At 64.3% G+C, this 21,425-nt stretch carries 22 protein-coding genes; 19 read left to right on the forward strand and 3 right to left on the reverse strand.

The features are described 5' to 3' along the window. Positions 1 to 68: 68 nt before the first annotated feature. From ehuA to doeB, 9 genes are all read left to right on the forward strand, one after another. Positions 69 to 854, forward strand: coding sequence for an ectoine/hydroxyectoine ABC transporter ATP-binding protein EhuA (gene ehuA, locus OHD58_RS05645; protein ID WP_263802077.1), 786 nt, complete (start codon positions 69 to 71; stop codon positions 852 to 854). Between the two features lie 72 nt (positions 855 to 926). Next, positions 927 to 1,769, forward strand: a complete 843-nt coding sequence (gene ehuB, locus OHD58_RS05650; RefSeq protein ID WP_263802078.1) for an ectoine/hydroxyectoine ABC transporter substrate-binding protein EhuB — start codon at positions 927 to 929, stop codon at positions 1,767 to 1,769. Between the two features lie 190 nt (positions 1,770 to 1,959). Continuing rightward, the gene (ehuC, locus tag OHD58_RS05655) at positions 1,960 to 2,622 is read left to right on the forward strand and encodes an ectoine/hydroxyectoine ABC transporter permease subunit EhuC (protein ID WP_263802080.1); all 663 of its coding nucleotides are present in this window, start codon (positions 1,960 to 1,962) and stop codon (positions 2,620 to 2,622) included. Then, the gene (ehuD, locus tag OHD58_RS05660) at positions 2,622 to 3,281 is read left to right on the forward strand and encodes an ectoine/hydroxyectoine ABC transporter permease subunit EhuD (RefSeq protein WP_263802081.1); all 660 of its coding nucleotides are present in this window, start codon (positions 2,622 to 2,624) and stop codon (positions 3,279 to 3,281) included. The genes ehuC and ehuD overlap by 1 nt, the downstream gene beginning before the upstream one ends. Positions 3,282 to 3,334: 53 nt before the next feature. After that, positions 3,335 to 4,129: an ectoine utilization protein EutA gene (eutA, locus tag OHD58_RS05665; protein WP_263802082.1), complete on the forward strand. Its 795-nt coding sequence runs from the start codon at positions 3,335 to 3,337 to the stop codon at positions 4,127 to 4,129. After that, complete coding sequence (eutB, locus tag OHD58_RS05670; protein ID WP_263802083.1) at positions 4,129 to 5,130, forward strand: hydroxyectoine utilization dehydratase EutB; 1,002 nt, start codon at positions 4,129 to 4,131, stop codon at positions 5,128 to 5,130. Before eutA ends, eutB begins: the two co-directional genes overlap by 1 nt. Before the next feature lie 73 nt (positions 5,131 to 5,203). Then, positions 5,204 to 6,196: an ectoine utilization protein EutC gene (gene eutC / locus OHD58_RS05675; RefSeq protein WP_263802084.1), complete on the forward strand. Its 993-nt coding sequence runs from the start codon at positions 5,204 to 5,206 to the stop codon at positions 6,194 to 6,196. Positions 6,197 to 6,261: 65 nt separating this feature from the next. Beyond that, positions 6,262 to 7,443, forward strand: coding sequence for an ectoine hydrolase DoeA (gene doeA, locus OHD58_RS05680; RefSeq protein WP_263802085.1), 1,182 nt, complete (start codon positions 6,262 to 6,264; stop codon positions 7,441 to 7,443). An 8-nt stretch (positions 7,444 to 7,451) separates the two neighbouring features. Further along, positions 7,452 to 8,453, forward strand: coding sequence for a N(2)-acetyl-L-2,4-diaminobutanoate deacetylase DoeB (gene doeB, locus OHD58_RS05685; protein ID WP_263802086.1), 1,002 nt, complete (start codon positions 7,452 to 7,454; stop codon positions 8,451 to 8,453). Between the two features lie 15 nt (positions 8,454 to 8,468). Here doeB and OHD58_RS05690 read toward each other — a convergent pair whose 3' ends face one another. Together OHD58_RS05690 and OHD58_RS05695 are read right to left on the reverse strand one after the other, a co-directional pair. After that, a complete protein-coding gene (locus tag OHD58_RS05690) occupies positions 8,469 to 8,705 on the reverse strand; it encodes an Lrp/AsnC ligand binding domain-containing protein (protein ID WP_263802087.1) in 237 nt (78 codons plus the stop codon). A gap of 79 nt (positions 8,706 to 8,784) precedes the next feature. Continuing rightward, positions 8,785 to 9,615 carry an alpha/beta hydrolase gene (locus OHD58_RS05695; protein WP_263802715.1) on the reverse strand — a complete coding sequence of 277 codons (831 nt, stop codon included), beginning with the start codon at positions 9,613 to 9,615 and terminating at the stop codon, positions 8,785 to 8,787. 164 nt (positions 9,616 to 9,779) lie between these two features. Between OHD58_RS05695 and OHD58_RS05700 the strand changes: the two genes are divergently transcribed. From OHD58_RS05700 to OHD58_RS05745, 10 genes are all read left to right on the forward strand, one after another. Next, positions 9,780 to 12,071 (forward strand): bifunctional salicylyl-CoA 5-hydroxylase/oxidoreductase, encoded by a 2,292-nt coding sequence (locus OHD58_RS05700; RefSeq protein ID WP_263802088.1) that lies wholly within the window; start codon positions 9,780 to 9,782, stop codon positions 12,069 to 12,071. Positions 12,072 to 12,240: 169 nt separating this feature from the next. Further along, complete coding sequence (locus tag OHD58_RS05705) at positions 12,241 to 12,996, forward strand: SDR family NAD(P)-dependent oxidoreductase (RefSeq protein WP_263802089.1); 756 nt, start codon at positions 12,241 to 12,243, stop codon at positions 12,994 to 12,996. Further along, positions 12,990 to 13,466, forward strand: coding sequence for a MarR family winged helix-turn-helix transcriptional regulator (locus OHD58_RS05710; RefSeq protein WP_263802090.1), 477 nt, complete (start codon positions 12,990 to 12,992; stop codon positions 13,464 to 13,466). Before OHD58_RS05705 ends, OHD58_RS05710 begins: the two co-directional genes overlap by 7 nt. An 11-nt stretch (positions 13,467 to 13,477) precedes the next feature. Continuing rightward, positions 13,478 to 14,281, forward strand: coding sequence for an enoyl-CoA hydratase family protein (locus OHD58_RS05715; RefSeq protein WP_263802716.1), 804 nt, complete (start codon positions 13,478 to 13,480; stop codon positions 14,279 to 14,281). An 89-nt stretch (positions 14,282 to 14,370) separates the two neighbouring features. Continuing rightward, the gene (locus tag OHD58_RS05720) at positions 14,371 to 15,528 is read left to right on the forward strand and encodes an acyl-CoA dehydrogenase family protein (protein ID WP_263802091.1); all 1,158 of its coding nucleotides are present in this window, start codon (positions 14,371 to 14,373) and stop codon (positions 15,526 to 15,528) included. 18 nt (positions 15,529 to 15,546) lie between these two features. Then, on the forward strand, positions 15,547 to 15,999 hold the full coding sequence (locus OHD58_RS05725) for a cupin domain-containing protein (protein ID WP_263802092.1): 453 nt from the start codon (positions 15,547 to 15,549) through the stop codon (positions 15,997 to 15,999). A 1-nt stretch (position 16,000) separates the two neighbouring features. Further along, positions 16,001 to 17,623 (forward strand): AMP-binding protein, encoded by a 1,623-nt coding sequence (locus OHD58_RS05730; protein WP_263802095.1) that lies wholly within the window; start codon positions 16,001 to 16,003, stop codon positions 17,621 to 17,623. Beyond that, positions 17,620 to 18,816, forward strand: coding sequence for a kynureninase (gene kynU, locus OHD58_RS05735; RefSeq protein WP_263802096.1), 1,197 nt, complete (start codon positions 17,620 to 17,622; stop codon positions 18,814 to 18,816). The genes OHD58_RS05730 and kynU overlap by 4 nt, the downstream gene beginning before the upstream one ends. Then, on the forward strand, positions 18,813 to 19,646 hold the full coding sequence (gene kynA, locus OHD58_RS05740; protein WP_263802097.1) for a tryptophan 2,3-dioxygenase: 834 nt from the start codon (positions 18,813 to 18,815) through the stop codon (positions 19,644 to 19,646). Before kynU ends, kynA begins: the two co-directional genes overlap by 4 nt. A 94-nt stretch (positions 19,647 to 19,740) precedes the next feature. Next, on the forward strand, positions 19,741 to 20,883 hold the full coding sequence (locus OHD58_RS05745) for an ABC transporter substrate-binding protein (protein ID WP_263802098.1): 1,143 nt from the start codon (positions 19,741 to 19,743) through the stop codon (positions 20,881 to 20,883). Positions 20,884 to 20,941: 58 nt separating this feature from the next. Here the strand turns inward: OHD58_RS05745 and OHD58_RS05750 are convergent, their stop codons facing one another. Continuing rightward, complete coding sequence (locus OHD58_RS05750; protein WP_263802717.1) at positions 20,942 to 21,415, reverse strand: ferritin-like domain-containing protein; 474 nt, start codon at positions 21,413 to 21,415, stop codon at positions 20,942 to 20,944. Positions 21,416 to 21,425 lie beyond the last annotated feature (10 nt).

Here is a 21,425-nt window from a genome sequence, read left to right on the forward strand (position 1 = left end):
GAATTGACATGATTTAGCAAGTTCCGCATCGTCAGGGCATAAAGCTGTCTCAACAGGGAGAGACATGCATGCCAGAACCCATCATCAAGGTCGACGGGATCACCAAGAGTTTCGGCTCCTTCAAGGTGCTGGACGGCCTGTCGATGACGGTGATGCCCGGCGAGAAGCTGGCGCTGATCGGTCCGTCCGGCTCCGGCAAGACGACGATCCTGCGCATCCTGATGACGCTGGAGCGCATCGACGGCGGTCATATCCAGATCGAAGGCGAGCACCTCTACCACATGGAGCGCAACGGCCAGCTGATGGCCGCCGACGAAAAGCACCTGGCCAGGATGCGGCAGAAGATCGGCATGGTGTTCCAGCTGTTCAACCTGTTCCCGCACAAATGCGTCATCGACAATGTGACGCTGGCGCCGATGCTGACCAAGGGCACGCCGAAGGCCGCCGCCGAGAAGCGGGCGATGGAACTGCTCGACATGGTCGGCATGGCCGACAAGGCCAAAAACATGCCGGCGCAGCTTTCCGGCGGCCAGAAGCAGCGGGTGGCGATCGCTCGCGCGCTGGCGCTGTCGCCCAGGATCATGCTGTTCGACGAGGTGACCTCCGCTCTCGACCCGGAACTGGTCGAGGAAGTGCTGAACGTCATGCGCAAACTCGCCGCCGAAACCGACATGACGATGCTGCTGGTCACCCACGAGATGGGCTTCGCGCACGATTTCGCCGACCGGGTGCTGTTCTTCGACCGCGGCAGGATCGTCGAGGAAGGCAAGCCGGACGAGATTTTCCGCCATCCGAAGCAGGAGCGCACGCAGACGTTCCTGAAGAAGATCATCGCGGCCGGGCACCGGGTCTGACCGCCATGGCGCGGCCCACGTGCCGCTAGACGACATAGAAGAAAACCAGAGGAGTTGGGAACTGTGAAAACAATGGAAAAAATTCTAGCCGGCGTCGCCGGCGCAGCCGTTATTGCGGCATTCGTGGCGGCGGTGCCTGCCGCGGCGCAGGACAAGCTTGAAGAACTGAAGGCGCAGGGCTTTGCCCGCATCGCCATTGCCAACGAGCCGCCGTTCACCGCGGTCGGCGCAGACGGCAAGGTCTCGGGCGCGGCCCCCGACGTGGCGCGCGAAGTGTTCAAGCGTCTGGGCGTCGCCGATGTCGTCGCCTCGATCTCCGAATACGGCGCCATGATTCCAGGCCTGCAGGCGGGACGTCACGACGCCGTCACCGCCGGCCTGTTCATGAAGCCGGAGCGCTGCGCGGCGGTCGCCTATTCCGAGCCGGTGCTGTGCGACGCCGAGGCCTTCCTGCTCAAGAAGGGCAACCCGAAGGGCTTCAAGAGCTACGCCGACATCGCCAAGGATCCGTCGGGCACCATCGGCGCGCCGGGCGGCGGCACCGAGGAGAAGCTGGCGCTGGAAGCCGGCGTGCCGCGCGAACGTGTCATCGTGGTGCCGGACGGCCAGAGCGGCCTGAAGATGGTGCAGGACGGCCGCATCGACGTCTATTCGCTGCCGGTCCTGTCGATCAACGACCTCGCCAAGAAGGCCAACGACCCGAACATGGAAGTGGTGGCGCCGGTTGAAGGCGCGCCGGTCTATTGCGACGGCGCCGCCTTCAAGAAGGGCGACGAGGCGCTGCGTGACGCGTTCGACGTGGAACTCGCCAAGCTGAAGGAAAGCGGCGAGTTCGCCAAGATCATCGAGCCGTACGGCTTCTCGGCGCAGGCAGCGATGTCGACGACGCGCGAAAAGCTCTGCGCGGCGCAGTAATCAGCGCGATTGCCTTCTCCCCTTGTGGGAGAAGGTGTCGCCGCAGGCGACGGATGAGGGGTATTCATCAAGCTGGACACCCCTCATCCGACCTCCCCTTCGACAAGCTCAGGGTCGGCCATCTTCTCCCACAAGGGGAGAAGGTGGCCGACAGGACCGGAGCACAAGTTAACCGGGAACATCCAACTCCATGACCGACTGGTCCGGCTACATAGGTCTGATCCTGCAGGGCGCCCTGGTGACCATCGAGCTCACCATACTGGGGTCGGCGCTGGCGCTGGTCATGGCCTTCCTGGCAGGCATGGGGAGGCTGTCACGGTTCTTCGCGGTGCGCGCGCTGGCAACGGCCTACATCGAATTCTTCCGCGGCACCTCAATCTTCGTCCAGCTTTTCTGGGCCTATTTCGTGCTGCCCTTCTTCGGCGTTTCGCTGACGCCGCTGCAGGCGGGCGTGCTGGCGCTCGGCCTCAATGTCGGCGCCTACGGCGCCGAAGTGGTGCGCGGCGCGATCAAGTCGGTCGGCAAGGAACAGTATGAAGCCTGTGTGGCGCTCAACCTCGGCCGCTGGCAGACGATGCGCCACATCGTCCTGCCGCAGGCGCTGCTGGTGATGCTGCCGACCTTCGGCAACAACGCCATCGAACTACTGAAGGCGACCGCCGTGGTGTCGCTGATATCGCTCACCGACATGACCTTCCAGGCGCAGGTGGTGCGGGCCCAGACCGGCAACACGCTGGTGCCGTTCTCCACCATCCTATTCCTTTATTTCATCATGGCGCTGGCGATCTCCTACGGCATGCGCGCCCTGGAGCGCCGCATGGCGCGCGGGCTCGACGGCGTGAGGACCGCCTGATGGAATGGGATTGGGAATTCGTCCGCCAGATCTTTCCGACGCTGCTGCAGGGCGTCAAGATCACCATTCTCGCCACCATACTCGGCTCGGTGCTGGCGGCGGTGGTTGGTCTCGGCATAGCGCTGCTCAGGCGCTCGCCGAGCCGGTGGATTTCGCGCACGACCGGCTTTATCGCCGAGTTCATCCGCGGCACGCCGCTTCTGGTGCAGCTCTATTTCATCTTCTACGTGCTGCCCGACATCGGCATCCTTTTGCCGCCGCTGGTGGCGGGCGTTATCGGGCTTGGCCTGCACTACGGCACCTACACGGCCGAGGTCTACCGCGCCGGCATCGACAATGTGGCGCGCGGCCAGTGGGAGGCGGCGAAGGCCTGCAACCTCAATCCGCGCCAGACCTGGACGCACATCATCCTGCCGCAGGCATTGCCGCCGATGATCCCGGCGCTCGCCAACTACTTCATCGCCATGTTCAAGGAAACGCCGCTGCTGTCGGCGATCACCGTGCTGGAGTTGATGAACCAGGCCAAGAGCGTGGCGAATTCGAGCTATCGCTACATCGAGCCGATGACGCTTGTCGGCGCCTTCTTCCTCGTCATCAGCCTGTTCTCCGTTGTCCTGCTGCGCTGGTTGGAACGCCGCTACGGCCGCATCGAGCAGTAGTGGTTCCGATGTCAGTGCCTGAAATATATTCGAGGCAAGGCGAGGATCGGCCTGTGAGCATTCCCATTGATATCCGCCTTCGCGCTGAGCGTCCGGAGCTTGATGACCGCCCGCTGAAAAAGTGCGTCGGGCTGATCATCCTGGCGACCGACCACACGACCGAGCCGGACTACCAGCGCATGGTGGCAGGCCCGGATATCGGCGTCTATGTCGCGCGGATCCCGTTCGCCAACCCGGTGACGCCTGACAATCTGCGCGCCATGCAGCCGTCGCTGACCGAGGCGGCAAAGCTGATCCTGCCGGACGAAGAACTCGACGCGATCTGCTATTCCTGCACCTCGGCCTCGGTGGTCATCGGCGACGACGAGATCACCGCGGCAATCCGCACGGCCAAGCCGGGAGTGCCCGTGGTGACGCCGCCGCTGGCCGGCGTTCTGGGGCTGAAGGCGCTTGGCGCTCGCCGCATCAGCGTGCTCACGCCCTACACCGTCGAGACCAGCCGTCCGATGGCCGAATATTTTGCCCGACATGGCTTCGATATCGCCAGCTTCTCTTGTCTTGGGCTGGAAGACGACCGCGAGATGGCGCGCATTTCGCACGAGGCGCTGATCGACCTCGCCGCGGAAAGCATCGCGCCCGACGCGGAAGCCCTGTTCGTCTCCTGCACTGCGGTGCGCGCGGCTGAGATCGCCGCCAGGGTTGAGACAAGGACCGGCCGCCCGCTGGTATCGAGCAATCTCGCCTCGGCATGGCAATGCCTGCGGCTTTGCGGCGACGACATTGCGCGGCCTGAGCTTGGGCGGCTGATGACGGTGGAGTTGCCGGTGAGCGGCAAGGAGGTGGCGTGATGCCGTCGCGTTCGTCCGTCACCCTCGCAGACATCGAAGCCGCGCGCGACCGTATAGCCGGCAAGGTGGTGCGAACGCCGGTCGTCCCGTCGCGGTTGCTGTCCGAGCTGGCCGGCGTGCCGGTGCACCTGAAGCTCGAACACCGTCAGACCACCGGCAGCTTCAAGTTGCGCGGCGCGTCCAATGCCGTCGCTTCGCTGTCTCCCGAGGAGAAGCGCCGAGGAGTGGTCGCCGCCTCGACCGGCAATCATGGCCGTGCGCTCGCGCATGCAGCGAAACTCGAGGGTATCCGCGCGGTGATCTGTATGTCGAAGCTGGTGCCGGAGAACAAGGTTTCGGAAATCCGCAGGCTTGGCGCCGAAGTGCACATCGTCGGCAAGAGCCAGGACGATGCTCAACAAGAAGTTGAACGCCTCGTCGCTCATGAGGGATTGCTAATGTTGCCGCCTTTTGATCATATGGCGGTTATCGCGGGCCAGGGGACCATCGGGCTGGAAATGCTCGAAGAAGTACCGGAAACCGCGACAGTGGCGGTGCCGGTATCGGGCGGGGGGCTCGCAGCCGGCATCGCCACAGCCGTCAAGGCGCTCAAGCCATCCATCAAGGTCATCGGTATCTCCATGGCGCGTGGCGCCGCCATGAGGGCGAGCTTCGATGCCGGCCGGCCCGTTGCGGTGGAGGAACTGCCGACGCTGGCGGATTCGCTTGGCGGCGGCATCGGCCTCGACAACCGGCTGACATTCGCGATCTGCCGCGACCTGCTCGACGACATCGTGCTGCTTTCCGAAGACGAAATCGCCGCCGGCATAAATCACGCCTACGAGACGGAGCGCGAGATCGTCGAGGGTGCCGGCGCGGTGGGGATGGCGGCTGTACTTGCCGGCAAGATCGAGACGAGCGGGCCGCTGCTGCTGCTGCTCTCCGGCCGGAACATCGACATGGGGCTGCATCGCAACATCGTGTGCGGCACCTGGCGCGACGGGCAGGAGGCGGCGGCGTGAGCGAACACCTCTTGAGCCGCGTTCCTTCGCGCTGTCGTACCCCCGACGGCACCGCGCTTCCGGGGAGGACGCAATGCCGAAAATGACCATCCTCACCGAGGCCGAGCTGCGCAAGATCGTCCGGCTCGATCTCGATGCCGTCGCCTGCGTCGAGAACGCTTTTCATGCGCTGGCAACCAAGCCGGTTGCGATGCCGCCGATCCTGCGTCTCGACATTCCGGAACATCGCGGCGAGGTCGACGTGAAGACCGCCTATGTGCCGGGCATTGACGGTTTCGCCATAAAGATCAGCCCCGGCTTCTTCGACAATCCGAAGCTCGGCCTGCCCTCGGTCAACGGCATGATGGTGCTGCTGTCGGCCAGGACCGGCCTGGTCGAGGCGCTGCTGCTCGACAATGGCTACCTGACCGACGTGCGCACCGCGGCGGCGGGCGCGGTGGCGGCAAAACACCTGTCGCGTCCGGATTCGGCGGTCGCGACGATCTTCGGCGCCGGCGTACAGGCACAGTTGCAGCTCGAGGCGCTGATGCTGGTGCGGCCGATCCGCGAGGCGCGGATATGGGCGCGCGATGCCGTCAAGGCGGAAGCGGCGGCGAAGCAGCTGCGCGAAAAGCTCGGCATCACCGTGCGCGCCGAGGCGGACGGAGAAAAAGCGGTTGCCGGCGCCGATGTCATCGTCGCCACGACGCCGTCGGAGACGCCGATCGTCAAGGCCGGATGGCTGCGGGCGGGGCAGCATGTGACCGCCATGGGTTCGGACGCGGAGCACAAGAACGAGCTCGACCCGGCCGCGATCGGAACGGCCGGCCTCTACGTCGCCGACAGCTTGAAGCAGACGCGGCGGCTTGGCGAACTGCACCACGCCATTGCGGCCGGGCTGGTCGCGGCGGATGCGGATTTCGCCGAACTTGGCCAGGTGATCGCCGGGCTGAAGCCCGGACGTGCGGGAGCCGAACAGATCACCATCGCCGACCTTACCGGCACCGGCGTGCAGGACACGGCGATCGCCACGCTCGCGCGAGACAGGGCGCGGACCGCCAGCGCCGGGGCGATTTTCGAAAGCTGATGCCGGCCCAAAGCATGATCCCAGATCATGGTCCAAAAAGGCCAACAAACGAGGAAACGTTTTAGATGACTGAGCCCAACCTGAAATTCTCGCGTGGCGAATATGCGGAACGCCTGGCGAAGACGCGCAAAGCGATGGAGGCGAAGGGCGTCGACGTTCTGATCGTCAGCGACCCGTCGAACATGGCATGGCTGACCGGCTACGACGGCTGGTCGTTCTATGTGCACCAGGCGGTGATCGTGCCGCCTGACGGCGAGCCCGTCTGGTACGGCCGTGGCCAGGACGCCAACGGGGCCAAGCGCACCGCCTATTTGAAGCATGACAACATCGTTGGTTACGCCGACCACTACGTGCAATCGACCGAACGCCACCCGATGGACTTCCTTTCCCAGGTGATCGCCGAACGCGGCTGGGGATCGAAGCGGATCGGCGTCGAGATGGACAATTACTGGTTCTCCGCCGCCGCCTTCGCCTCGCTGCAGAAGCACCTGCCCAACGCGAAATTCAGCGACGCGACCGCACTGGTCAACTGGCAGCGCGCGGTGAAGAGCCCGCGGGAACTCGACTACATGCGCAATGCCGCGCGCATCGTCGAGGCGATGCACCAGCGCATCGTCGACAAGGTCGAGGTGGGCATGCGCAAATGCGACCTCGTCGCCGAAATCTATGACGCCGGTACGCGCGGCGTCGACGGCATCGGCGGCGACTATCCGGCGATCGTGCCGCTGCTGCCGTCGGGCGCCGACGCCTCGGCGCCGCACCTGACCTGGGACGACAAGCCGATGAAAAGCGGCGAGGGCACGTTCTTCGAAATCGCCGGCTGCTACAACCGCTACCACGTGCCGCTGTCGCGCACCGTCTTCCTCGGCAAGCCGACGCAGGAATTCCTCGATGCCGAGAAGGCGACGCTGGAGGGCATGGAGGCCGGCCTCGAGGCCGCCAAGCCGGGCAACACCTGCGAGGACATCGCCAAGGCCTTCTTCGCGGTGCTGAAGAAGTACGGCATCGTCAAGGACAACCGCACCGGCTATCCGATCGGGATTTCCTATCCGCCGGACTGGGGCGAGCGCACCATGAGCCTGCGCCCAGGCGACCGCACCGTCCTGAAGCCTGGCATGACCTTCCACTTCATGACCGGCCTTTGGCTGGAGACGATGGGGCTGGAGATCACGGAGAGCATTCTGATCACCGACAGCGGCGTCGAGTGCCTCGCCAGCGTACCGCGCAAGCTTTTCGTGAAGAGCTGAGCATGCTGATGAAAACACTTCGGCCCTCCCCGATCTCCTCTACCGTCGATTTCGACAAGGATGGCGTCCAGCACGGGTTCCTGCGGCTGCCTTACAGCCGTGACGATTCGGCGTGGGGCTCGGTGATGATCCCGGTCTGCGTCGTCCGCAACGGAACGGGGCCGACGGCGCTGCTGACCGGCGGCAACCATGGCGACGAGTATGAAGGGCCGATTGCGCTCTACGACCTCGCCCGCTCGCTCGATGCAAAGAATGTCAGCGGCACCGTTATCATCGTGCCGGCGATGAATTACCCAGCATTCAGGGCCGGCACGCGCACCTCGCCCATCGACAAGGGCAACATGAACCGCAGCTTTCCGGGGCGGCCGGACGGCACGGTGACGGAAAAGATAGCCGACTACTTTCAGCGTGAGTTGCTGCCGCGCGCGGACATCGTTCTCGACTTCCATTCAGGCGGCCGGACGCTGGACTTCGTGCCGTTCTGCGCGGCGCATGTGCTGCCCGACAAGCAACAGGAGAAAAAAGCCTTCGACGCGGTCGAGGCGTTCGCAGCACCCTATTCGGTGCAGATGCTGGAGATCGACACCGTCGGCATGTACGACACGGCGGCCGAGGAGATGGGCAAGGTGTTCGTCACGACCGAGCTTGGCGGAGGAGGAACATCCCGTGCCGAAACGGTGCGCATCGCCAAGCGCGGCGTGCTGAATGTGCTGCGCCATTCCGGCATCGTCGCTGGCGCGGTCGAGAAGCAGCCGACCCGCTGGCTCGACATGCCGTCGGGCGATTGCTTCTGCTTTGCCGAGGACGAGGGCATGATCGAGCCGCTGGTCGATCTCGGCGAGCCCATGAAGGAGGGGCAGGTCGTGGCACGGATTTATCCAGTCGGCCGGACCGGCGCGGCTCCAGCCGAGATCGCGACAAAAATGTCCGGCATTCTTGCCGCGCGGCATTTTCCGGGGCTGGTGAAGGCGGGCGACTGCGTGTCGGTGACGGCGGTAGTGGTGGATTGAGCAGGAGCGGCCTGCTCAGAATGCCTTGAAGGTGAGCGTGGTCAGCGACCGTACGATGCCCGGCACGTTGGCGACGTTCTCGTTGATGAACTTGCCGATATCGACGTCTGGCTCGACGTAGATCTTCATCAGGAGATCGTATTCGCCGCTGGTCGAATAGAGCTCGGACGCCACCTCGCGTTCGAACAATTCGTCGGCGACCTGGTAGGTCGATCCGGGCTGGCATTGCAGTTGGACAAAAACGGCTCTCATCGCATCTTTCCGTCGGATTTCATTGTGGCACAAGCATCGCGAGGCCGGTCGTGTTGCCGAAAGCTTTCGGCGCATAGGCCTAGGCTGTCAACAAGGTTCTGGTCAGCGGGTGCGCGGCGTCGGCGAGCCCGTCGACGATATTGAAATGATGACGGTCGGGTTCGACGACCGTGGCGACATGGGCGCCGAGCCCGGTCCATATGTTGGCAAGCAGCGCGTTCTGGCGGACGAACTCGGAACGCTCCGCCGAGCCGGCCCAGCAGGTGACGCGCGCACCCTCGGCCGGTCGCAGCAGCGCCGGGCTTTCGGCTTGCGCTTCCGCCTCGTCGATGCGCAGATCGGCGTTCATCGCTGTCTTCATCATCGGCCGCAGGTCGTGGACGCCGGCGATCGACACCGTGTTGCGGATGCGTGCAAGGACCGCGCCGGGCAGGGGCGAGGTCGCCGATATCATGCGGGTCGCCAGATGGCCGCCCGCCGAGTGGCCGGTCAGCATGAGCGGACCCTCGACCATCGCCGCCGCCTTGCTGACCGCCGCGCCGACCTCGCGGGTGATATCGGCAATGCGGGCTTCCGGGCACAGCGTGTACGAGGGCATCGCCACCGCATAGCCGCTGGCGATGCTGCCAGCTGCCAGATGCGACCAGTAGCTCTTGTCGAAGGCCCGCCAGAAGCCGCCGTGGATGAACACCACAAGACCCTTCGGCGCGCCGTCGGGCATGAACAGGTCGAGGCGGTTGCGCGGCCGCTCGCCATAGGCGATGTCGAGGTTCGCCTTGCCCGCCGCCTGCCGCTCGTCGCGAAAATTCTTCGCCGGTTCTACCCACGCTGCCGGCCAGCGGTCGCCGCCCGGAATGTTGACGCCATTGGCGTAGGCGTCGTCCCAGTTGGTGATGTGATGATGGATCATGGGTGCCCGTGTCTGGTTGCGCCCGCAAAGCCACCTGAAATCGACCAGCCTGTCAATCATTGGCGCCGGTTTGCTGAAAATATTTCAACCTTGAAATTTCATACTTGAAATATTCCAAAGCCAATGCAATCCTGAGGCTTCGTGAACAGGGAGGAGATCGCACGATGAAGGTTGCGGTTCTCGGCGGCGGGCCCGCCGGTCTCTATTTCGCGATCTCGATGAAGCTGCGCGATGCCGCCCATGACGTCACCGTCATCGAGCGCAACAAGCCCGACGACACGTTCGGCTGGGGCGTGGTGCTTTCCGACGAAACGCTCGACAATCTCGCCGCCAACGACCCGGTGAGCGCGGCCTGGATCCGCGAGCATTTCGCCTATTGGGACGACATAGCGGTCGTCCACAAGGGCGTGCGCACCGTCTCCTCCGGCCACGGTTTCTGCGGCATCGGCCGCAAGCAGTTGCTGGTGCTGCTCCAAAAGCGCGCCCGCGAACTCGGCGTCGAGCTGGCCTTCGAGACGGAAGCGCGCGAGCCGCAGTTCTACATGGATGCGTACGACCTGGTGGTTGCGTCCGACGGCGTCAATTCGAAGGCGCGAACCGCACTTGCCGACATTTTCAAGCCGGACATCGACATAAGGAAATGCAAGTTCGTCTGGCTCGGCACCCACCAGAAATTCGACGACGCCTTCACCTTCATCTTCGAGGAAACCGAGCACGGCTGGCTGTGGGCGCATGCCTACCAGTTCGACCCCGACACCGCGACCTTCATCGTCGAATGTTCGGAAACGACGTGGGAAAAATTCGGCTTCGGCGCCATGACGCAGCAGGAATCGATCGCCACCTGCGAGCGCATCTTCCGGAAACATCTCGGCGGCCATGCGCTGATGTCGAACGCCGCGCATGTTCGCGGCTCGGCCTGGATCAGCTTTCCGCGTGTACTGTGCGAGCGCTGGTCCTACAGGAACCTGGCGCTGATGGGCGACGCCGCCGCATCCGCGCATTTCTCCATCGGCTCGGGCACCAAGCTGGCGCTTGAAAGCGCCGTGGCGCTGGCCGAATATGTGCATTCCGAAGCCGATCTCGACGCCGCCTTCAGGAAATACGAGGACGCGCGGCGCACCGAGGTGCTGCGGCTGCAATCGGCGGCGCGCAATTCGCTGGAATGGTTCGAGGATGTCGAGCGCTATTTCAATCTCGACCCGGTGCAGTTCAACTATTCGCTGCTCACCCGCTCGCAGCGCATCAGCCACGAGAATTTGCGGCTGCGCGACAAGGAATGGCTGGACGGCGCCGAAGCCTGGTTCCAGCGCCAGGCCGGCAGCAATGTAAACGGCGCGCGGGCGCCGATGTTCGCGCCGTTCAGGCTGCGCGACCTGCATCTGAACAACCGCGTCGTGGTATCGCCGATGGCGCAGTACAAGGCGGTCGACGGCTGCCCGACCGACTGGCATTTCGCGCATTACGCCGAACGCGCCAAGGGCGGCGCCGGGCTGGTCTACATCGAGATGACCTGCGTCAGCCCGGAAGGCCGCATCACGCCGGGCTGCACCGGTTTCTATGCGCCCGAACACGAGGCGGCCTGGAAGCGGTTGGTCGATTTCGTGCATGCCGAGACCGAGGCGAAGATCTGTGCGCAGATCGGCCATTCCGGGCCGAAAGGCTCGACGCAATTGGGCTGGGAAGACAGCGACGCGCCGCTCAAGCAAGGCAACTGGCCGGTGATGGCGGCGTCCGACGTCGCCTGGTCGCCGCAGAACCAGACGCCGAGGCCGATGACCAGAGCCGACATGGAGCGGGTGCGCGACGAGTTCGTGGCGGCGGCCGAGATGGCCGAGCGCTGCGGCTTCGACATCCTGGAAATCCACGCCGCGCACGGCTATCTCTTGTCCTCCTTCATCACCCCGCTGACCAATAGACGCACCGACGAATACGGCGGTTCATTGGAGAACCGCATGCGCTATCCGCTGGAGGTCTTCCACGCGGTGCGTGCGGTGTGGCCGGCGGGAAAGCCGATCTCGATGCGCATCTCGGCGCATGACTGGGTCGAGGAAAACGGCGTCGACCCGCTGGAAGCCGTCGAAATCGCGCGGCTGCTGCAGGCGGCCGGCGTCGACATCTGCGATGTCTCGGCGGGCCAGACCTCTATCCACGCCAAGCCGGTCTATGGCCGCATGTTCCAGACGCCGTTTTCGGACCGCATCCGAAACGAGACTGGCATCGCAACGATGGCGGTCGGCAACATCTATGAGCCCGACCACGTCAATTCGATCCTGATGGCGGGCCGCGCCGACCTTGTCTGCCTCGCCCGCCCGCATCTCGCCGATCCTTACTGGACACTGCATGCGGCGGCCAAGCTCGGCGACCGCCATGTAAAATGGCCCGATCCCTATCTGCCCGGACGCGACCAACTCTACCGGCTGGCCGAGCGGCAGGACGTCATGACGGGAAAGGTGTGAGCATGGTTAGCCTGCCAGCACAGCGCCGCCCCTCACCCTTACCCTCTCCCCGTGCAGGACGGGGAGAGGGGGGCGTCGACGTTGGAGCCAGATCTCCTCTCCCCGTGCTTGCGGGGAGAGGATGCCGGCAGGCAGGTGAGGGGCGGCGCCCCGATTCCGGAGATAAATCATGACCGCATGCCACGCCCTCGTCACCGGCGGAGGCTCCGGCGTTGGCCGGACGATCGCGCTGGCGTTGGCTGGAGCCGGCGTCGAGGTGACGATCTGTGGCCGCCGCGAGGCGCAGCTTGCAGCAGTGGCCGCTGAGAACGAGCGGGTCCACGGTATCGTTGCCGATGTGACCGACGAAGCTTCGATGACCAAACTTTACGAAACGGCCGAGGCGGCGCGCGGCCCATTCGGCATCGTCGTCGCCAATGCCGGCATGGCCGGCAGCGCCCCGGCGGCGAAGACGACGCTGGCCGACTGGCGACGGACGCTCGACGTCAACCTGACCGGCTCGTTCCTGACGGTGAAACCGGCGCTCGCCGCTATGGCGGCGCGAAAGAGCGGACGCATCGTCTTTATCGCCTCGGTGGCCGGGCTGAAGGGTTTTGGCTACGTCGCGCCCTATGTGGCGGCCAAGCACGGTGTTGTCGGATTGATGCGGGCGCTGGCCGTCGAACTGGTGAAGACGGGCGTCACGGTCAATGCAGTCTGCCCGAGCTTCGTCGAAACCGACATGCTGGAGGAATCGATAGGCCGTATCGTCGAAAAGACCGGCCGCAGGGTGGAGGAGGCCCGCGCGAGCCTGATGGCCAGCAATCCGCAAGGCCGCTTCGTGCAGCCCGACGAGATTGCCGCCACCGTGCTCTGGCTGTGCAGCGAGGGCGCGGCCTCCGTCACCGGACAGGCGATCTCGGTGTCGGGAGGCGAGACATGGTGAGCGCGCCGCTCTCCTCGGCCGTCATCGGCAACGGAGCCAAGGAACGGCTGCGGCTGTGGATCCGCCTTTTGCGTGCATCGCGCGTCGTCGAGAGCGAGTTGCGCGAGCGGCTGAAGCGCGAGTTCAATTCAACGCTGCCGCGCTTCGACGTGATGGCGGCGCTCTACCGCGAGCCCGGCGGCATGCTGATGAGCGACCTGTCGCGGTTCCTGCTGGTTTCCAACGGCAACGTCACCGGCATCGTCGACCGGCTGGTCTCGGACGGCTTTGTCGTGCGCGCCCAGCGCGAGGGCGACCGCCGCACCTCGATCGTGCGGCTGACGGCGCGCGGCGAGGAGGAGTTCCGCTCGATGGCGGCGATCCACGAAGGCTGGATCGGCGAACTTCTGGGCGATGTCGGCGAGGATGACGCGCGGCGGCTTTCGGCCATGCTGAAATCGTTCCGCAGCAATTGGGAGGGCGAGGCGTGAAGGGCATCAAACTGGCCGGCTTCAAGCCGAAACATTTTCTCTGGACGGTCGAGGGCCGCATCGCGCGGGTGAAACTCGACCGGCCGGAACGCAAGAACCCGCTGACCTTCGAATCCTATGCCGAGCTGCGCGACACCTTCCGCGACCTCGTCTACGCCGACGATGTCGATGCCGTGGTGTTCCTGCCGAACGGCGGCAATTTCTGCTCGGGCGGCGACGTGCACGACATCATCGGCCCGCTGGTCGACATGGACATGAAAGGCCTGCTCGCCTTCACCCGCATGACCGGCGACCTAGTGAAGGCGATGCTGAACTGCGGCAAGCCGATCATCACCGCCGTAGACGGCGTTGCGGTCGGCGCCGGCGCCATCGTCACCATGGCATCCGACATCAGGCTGGCGACACCGGAGGCGAAGACGGCATTCCTGTTCACCCGCGTTGGGCTGGCCGGCTGCGACATGGGCGCCTGCGCGATCCTGCCGCGCATCATCGGCCAGGGCCGCGCCGCCGAGCTGCTCTATACCGGCCGCACCATGAGCGCCGAGGAAGGCGATCGCTGGGGTTTCTACAACCGGCTGGTGCCGGCGGAGAAGCTGGAGGAAGAGGCGCTCGACCTCGCCGCGCGCATCGTTTCGGGCCCGACCTTCGCCCATGGCATCACCAAGACGCAGCTCAACCAGGAATGGTCGATGGGGCTCGACCAGGCGATCGAGGCGGAAGCACAGGCGCAGGCGATCTGCATGAAGACCAGGGATTTCGAGCGGGCGTACAGGGCTTTCGTCGAGAAGAAGAAGCCGGTGTTCGAGGGGAATTGAGATGGAACGCTTCGTGCCCCCTCCACCGCCTTCGGCGGTTCCCCTCCCCCGCTTCGCAGGGGAGGATCCAAGCATGGTGGAGGGGGCAGATGCCTGACCGCTCCTTCCTTGCCTGGCCGTTCTTCGAAGACCGCCATCGCGACCTGGCGGAGCGGCTGGAGACATGGTGCGCCAAAAATCTGCCGGTCGCGCATGACGACATCGACGCCGCATGCCGCGAACTGGTGACGATGCTCGGCCGTGACGGCTGGCTGAAGCCGACGGCGGTCGACCCGGCAAACCCGCAGCCGCTCGACGTGCGCACGCTGTGCATCACCCGCGAGACGCTGGCGCGCCACGACGGGCTCGCCGACTTTGCCTTCGCCATGCAGGGGCTCGGCACCGGCGCAATCAGCCTGTTCGGCGACGCCGCGCAGAAGAAATGGTTGGAAAAAACCCGCGCCGGCAAGGCGATCTCGGCCTTTGCGCTGTCGGAACCGCGCTCCGGCTCCGATGTCGCCAACATGGATATGGAAGCCCGGAGGATCGGCGACAACTATGTCCTTGCCGGCGAAAAGACCTGGATATCGAACGGCGGCATCGCGGATTTCTACGTGGTTTTCGCCAGGACCGGTGAGGCGCCCGGCGCCAAGGGCCTTTCGGCATTCCTGGTGCCGGCCGACACACCGGGCCTGACGGTCGCCGAACGGCTGGAGGTGATAGCGCCGCATCCGCTCGCGCGGCTGAAATTCGATCATGTCGAGGTGCCGGCCGCGGCGCTGATCGGCAAGGCCGGCGACGGTTTCCGCATCGCAATGTCGGTGCTCGACGTCTTCCGCTCGACGGTTGGGGCCGCCGCACTCGGGTTTGCCCGGCGGGCGCTGGACGAAAGCATCAAGCGCGCCTCGGGGCGCGAACTGTTCGGCGCGCCGATGGCCGACCTGCAGATGGTGCAGGGGCACATCGCCGACATGGCGCTGGATGTCGATGCGGCGGCGCTTCTGATCTATCGTGCCGCCTGGACCAAGGATATGGGCGCGGCGCGGGTGACGCGGGAGGCGGCGATGGCCAAGCTTTACGCAACCGACCGGGCACAGGCGGTCATCGACAGGGCGGTGCAATTGCATGGCGGCGACGGTGTGCGGCGTGGCCATATCGTCGAAAGCCTTTACCGCGAGATCCGCGCGCTGCGCATCTACGAAGGCGCATCCGATGTCCAGAAGGTGGTGATCGCGCGGCAGGTACTCTCTGAGTTCAAACAATCATAACAGGGGAAGGACAGGAAAATGGCGAAGGATCTTGCAAAGGGCATTACCGCGAACGGCGCCGGCATCGACGGCTTGGAATGGAACATTCTCGGTCAGACCTATTTCCCGAAGGCGGTGTGCGAGAGCACCTTCGCGTTCGAGACGAACAGCGCGCCCGGACAGTTCGTGCCAGTCCACATCCATCCCGACCAGGAGGAATTCATCCTTGTCCAGGAGGGTGAGCTCGACCTGAAGCTCGACGGCGTGTGGAGCAAGGCCAGGGCCGGCGACCTGGTGCGCATGCCGCGCGGCGTACCGCATGGCTACTTCAACAAATCCGACAAGCCGTGCCGCGCCCTGTTCTGGGTGTCTCCGGCGGGCCGGCTGAAGGAGCTCTTCGAGCAACTACACGACAAATCGGACATCCCGACAATCATAAAATTGTCGGCGGAGCATGATGTGGACTTCCTCCCGGAAGAAGCGAACGCCTGACATGCTCGGCCCCTCCGCCCACGTCGACACATTTTCGCGTGACAACCTGCCGCCCTTCGAAGAGTGGCCGGAAATGCCGCTCGAGGGTTTCGACTATCCGGACTATCTGAACGCCGGCGTCGAACTGACCGACCGGTTGGTGGAAAAGGGTTTTGGAGACAATACCGCGCTGATCGGCAACGGGCGGCGGCGTACCTACAAGGAACTGTCGGACTGGACCAACCGGCTTGCGCATGCGCTGGTCGAAAATTACGGCGTCAAGCCGGGACACCGGGTTCTGATCCGCTCCGCCAACAACCCGGCGATGGTCGCCTGCTGGCTGGCCGCCACCAAGGCCGGCGCGGTTGTGGTCAACACGATGCCGATGCTGCGCGCCGGAGAGCTTGCCAAGATCGTCGACAAGGCTGAAGTAAGCTTGGCGCTGTGCGACACGCGTATTAAGGACGAACTGGTTGCCTGCGCCAAGGACAGCAAATTCCTGAAGCAGGTGATCGGCTTCGACGGCACCGCCAATCACGATGCCGAACTGGACCGCGTCGCGCTCAACAAGCCGGTGCGCTTCGAGGCGGTGAAAACCGGCCGCGACGACGTCGCACTGCTTGGTTTCACATCCGGAACGACCGGTGTGCCGAAAGCCACCATGCACTTCCATCGTGATCTGCTGATCATCGCTGACGGCTACGCCAAAGAAGTGCTGAACGTGCAGCCGGACGACATCTTCGTCGGCTCGCCGCCGCTCGCCTTCACTTTCGGGCTGGGCGGGCTGGCAATCTTCCCGCTGCGTTTCGGTGCTGCCGCGACGCTGCTTGAAAACGCCTCGCCGCCGAACATGATCGAGATCATCGAGACCTACAAGGCAACGATCAGCTTCACCGCGCCGACCGCCTACCGCGCCATGCTGACGGCGATGGAGGAAGGCGCCGACCTGTCGTCGCTGCGCATCGCCGTGTCGGCCGGCGAAACGCTGCCGGCGCCGGTGTTCGAGGACTGGACCAGGAAAACCGGCAAGCCGATCCTCGACGGCATCGGCGCCACCGAGATGCTGCATATCTTCATCTCCAACCGGCTGGACGATATGGCGCCGGCCAGCACCGGCCGCCCGGTGACGGGCTACCAGGCGATCATCGTCGACGACAACATGAACGAACTGCCGCGCGGCGAGATCGGCAAGCTCGCGGTGCGCGGCCCGACCGGCTGCCGCTACCTCGCCGACGACCGGCAGAAGAACTATGTCCGCGACGGCTGGAACCTGACCGGCGATTCCTTCGTCCAGGATGGCGAGGGCCGCTTCCATTTCGCCGCGCGCTCCGACGACATGATCATTTCGGCCGGCTACAACATCGCCGGGCCGGAGGTGGAGGCAGCACTGCTGTCGCATCCCGACGTCAGGGAATGCGCGGTCATCGGCCTCTCCGACGCCAACCGCGGCCAGATCGTCGAGGCGCATGTCGTGCTGGTGGAGACGGCGGCGCCCGACGAACTGACGAAAAAGCGCCTGCAGGACCATGTGAAGGCGACGATCGCGCCGTACAAATATCCGCGCTCGGTGAAATTCATCGACGCGCTGCCGAAGACGCAGACGGGGAAGATACAGCGATTCCGGTTGCGCGAGGGCGGGGAATGACGACCGATTTCTCCCGGACCAAAAAACTCTTCCACATGCCGCAAGGCATGATCTATCTCGACGGCAATTCGCTGGGGCCGCTGCCGCTGGCGGCGAAGGCGCGGGTCGCCGGGATGCTGACCGCCGAGTGGGGCGACCAGCTCATCAAGGGCTGGAATTCCGCTGGTTGGATGATGCAGCCGCGCCGCATCGGCGACCGCATAGGCAAGCTGATCGGCGCCGCCGAGGGCACCATCGTCATGGGCGACACGCTGTCGATCAAGGTGCACCAGGCGCTGGCGTCGGCGCTGGAACTCAAACCGAAGCGCCGCGTCGTGCTTTCCGACAACGGCAATTTTCCCTCCGACCTCTACATCGCGCGGGGCCTGCTGAAATCGCTCGACCGCGGCTACACGCTGGAGATCGTCGAGCCGGAGGAGGTCGAAGCCGCGATCGGCGATCATGTCGCCGTGCTGATGCTGACCGAGGTCGACTACCGCACCGGCCGCCTGCACGACATGAAGGCGCTGACCGAAAAGGCACATGCCGCCGGCGTGCTGACGGTCTGGGATCTCGCCCACTCGGCTGGCGCCATCCCCGTCGATCTTACCGGTGCAAAAGCCGACTTCGCGGTCGGCTGCACTTACAAATATCTGAACGGCGGACCCGGAGCGCCGGCCTTCATCTATGTCGCGCCGAAGCACCAGGACAGCGCGCGCCCGGCCCTGTCGGGCTGGCTCGGCCACGAGGCGCCCTTCGCCTTCGACCTCGACTACCGGCCCGGCGCCGGCATCGATCGCATGCGGGTCGGCACGCCGCCGATCATCGCGCTGGCCGCACTCGACGCCGCGCTCGATGCGTGGGACGGCGTCGACATGGCCGATCTGCGCAGGGTATCGGTCGCGCTCACAACCCTGTTCATCGACGAGATCGAAAAGCGCTGTCCGGAACTGGTGCTGAATTCGCCGCGCGACGCCGCGAAGCGCGGCAGCCAGGTGTCGTTTCGCCATCCACAGGGCTACGCGGTCATGCAGGCGCTGATCGCGCGCGGCTTGATCGGCGATTTCCGCGCGCCCGATTCCATCCGCTTCGGCTTTACCCCGCTCTATATCGGCGAGGCCGAGGTGCGCGCCGCCGTCGGCATCATCGAGGATGTCCTGACCCGGCGCCTGTGGGATGCGCCCGAATACCACAGGAAGGCGCTGGTAACATGAGCGGTTACGATCCAGGCAGCGAAGGCGCGCAGATGTCGTTCCGGGAAAAGATGTCCTACAGCGACTATCTGCACCTGGAAAAGATCCTCGACGCGCAGGCGCCGCTGTCGGCGGCGCATGACGAGCTTCTGTTCATCATCCAGCACCAGACCTCGGAACTGTGGATGAAGCTCGCCATCCACGAGATACGCTCGGCCAAGGCGGCGATCCGCGACAACCAGCTGCAGCCGGCCTTCAAGATGCTCTCCCGGGTGGCGCGCATCTTCGAGCAGCTGAACAATGCGTGGGATGTGCTGCGCACGATGACGCCGAGCGAATACACGCAGTTCCGCGATTCGCTCGGCCAGTCGTCAGGCTTCCAGTCGTGGCAGTACCGGGCGATCGAATTCCTCGCCGGCAATCGCAACGAAGCGATGCTGAAGCCCCATGCGCATCGCGAGGAGGTGGTGGCCGAACTGGAAAAGATCCTCGCCGAACCAAGCCTGTACGACGAGGCGCTGTTGCTGCTTGCCCGCGAAGGTTTCGATATCGGACCCGAGGCGAAACGAACTGATTGGCGCCAGAGCCGGCAACCCAGCGACGAGGTGATGGCGGCGTGGAAAAAGATCTACCAGGCGCCGGGCGAACACTGGGCGCTTTATGAACTGGCCGAAAAGCTGGTCGACTTCGAGGATTATTTCCGCCGCTGGCGCTTCAACCACGTCACAACGGTGGAGCGCATCATCGGGCTGAAGCGCGGCACCGGCGGCACCGCCGGCGTATCGTATTTGCGCAAGATGCTGGAGGTGGAGCTGTTTCCGGAATTATGGAAACTGCGTACAGAGCTTTGAGGCCGCAAAAAGCGGCTCGACGAAGACATGCCGGAACGAGGACGTTCCGGCATGGTGAAAAAACGGGAACGACAATGAAAAGGGAGACCAGAAAATGAGGAACATTCTTGCAGCGGGCCTGTTCGGACTTGCACTCGGCGTATCGGGCCTGGCCTTTGCCGAACCGGTGAAGGTCGGCATGATCACCACGCTTTCGGGCGGCGGCGCCGGGCTCGGCATCGACGCGCGCGACGGCTTCATGCTGGCACTGACGCTTTCCGGCAACAAGGACATCGAGGTCGTCACCGAGGACGACGCGATGAAACCGGAACTGGCGGTGCAGATCGCCGACAAGATGATCCAGAGCGACAAGGTCGACGTTCTGACCGGCATCATCTGGTCGAACCTCGCGATGGCGGTGGTGCCGAACGCTGTCGCGCAGGGCAAGTTCTACCTGTCGGTCAATGCCGGGCCGTCGCCGCTGGCCGGCGCCAAGTGCGACCAGAACTATTTCAACGTCGCCTACCAGAACGACAATTTCCATGAGGCGATGGGCAACTATGCGCAGCAGGAGGGCATCAAGAAGATGTTCATCCTGGCGCCGAACTACCCGGCCGGCACCGACTCGCTGAACGGCTTCAAGCGCTTCTACAAGGGTGAACTGGCCGGCGAGGTCTACACCAAACTCGGCCAGACCGATTATGCGGCCGAGATCGCGCAGATCCGCGATTCGGGCGCCGACTCCGTGTTCTTCTTCCTGCCCGGCGGCATGGGCATCGCCTTCGTCAAGCAGTACGCGCAATCGGGCGTCGAAATCCCGCTGATGGGACCGGGCTTCTCGTTCAGTCAGGACGTGCTTGGCGCCATCGGCGACGCCGCCGTGGGCGCCAAGAACTCAGCCTCGTGGTCGAAGGATCTCGACAATGCCGCCAACAAGAAGTTCGTCGAGGAATTCCAGAAGGCGTACAACCGCCTGCCTTCGATCTATGCGGCGCAGGCTTACGACACCGCCAACCTGATCATTGCCGCTTCCGGCAAGGCCAGCGTCAAGGATGCCGACGCCTTCCGCGCGGCGCTCAAGGCCGCGGAGTTTGAATCGGTGCGTGGCAAGTTCAAGTTCAACACCAACAACCACCCGATCCAGGACATCTATGTGCGCGAAGTGGTGAAGGAAGGCGACGTGCTGACCAACAAGATCATCGGCACCAGCTTCACCGACCATGCCGACGCCTATGCGAAGGACTGCGCATTGCAATAGCAGCGATCTTCATGTCATCGGCCTCCCTTGCACGAGGCCGATGACATCGACAAACCGGCTATTTCTTGTTGATTCCGCCGACAGCCAGGTCGGTCAGCTTACTGTTCGCGGCCTTCTCCTCGTCGAGAATCTTACTCAGCAGCTTGTGCGCTTCGTCATGACCCAGCACCTTCGCCCATTCCCGCAGAGAGCCGTAACGCGAGATCTCGTAGTGCTCGACGGACTGCGCGGCCGCCAGAAGACCGGCGTTGAGGGCCTTTCCGGAGGCTTCCTTGATGATGCCGTCGGTTTCCTTGATCAGGCCCTCGATCGCGTCGCACTTCTCGCCCTTGGCCGGCACGTTCAGCGACGCAAACACCTTCTTCAAGGTCTGGATATGGCCCCGGGTCTGCTTGAGGTGATCTTCCACCGCCTGCTTCAACTTAGCGTCGCCGGCGGCTTTGGCGACCTTTGGAAGCGCTTTCGTCAATGCGTTTTCGGCGTAATAGACATCCTGCAGGGTGTGTTCGAACAGCTCAGCCAGGGTTTTCATAGTCGGCTTC

The organism is Mesorhizobium sp. ZC-5 (assembly GCF_025753855.1).
In the GTDB taxonomy this organism is placed as follows: Bacteria; Pseudomonadota; Alphaproteobacteria; order Rhizobiales; family Rhizobiaceae; genus Neomesorhizobium.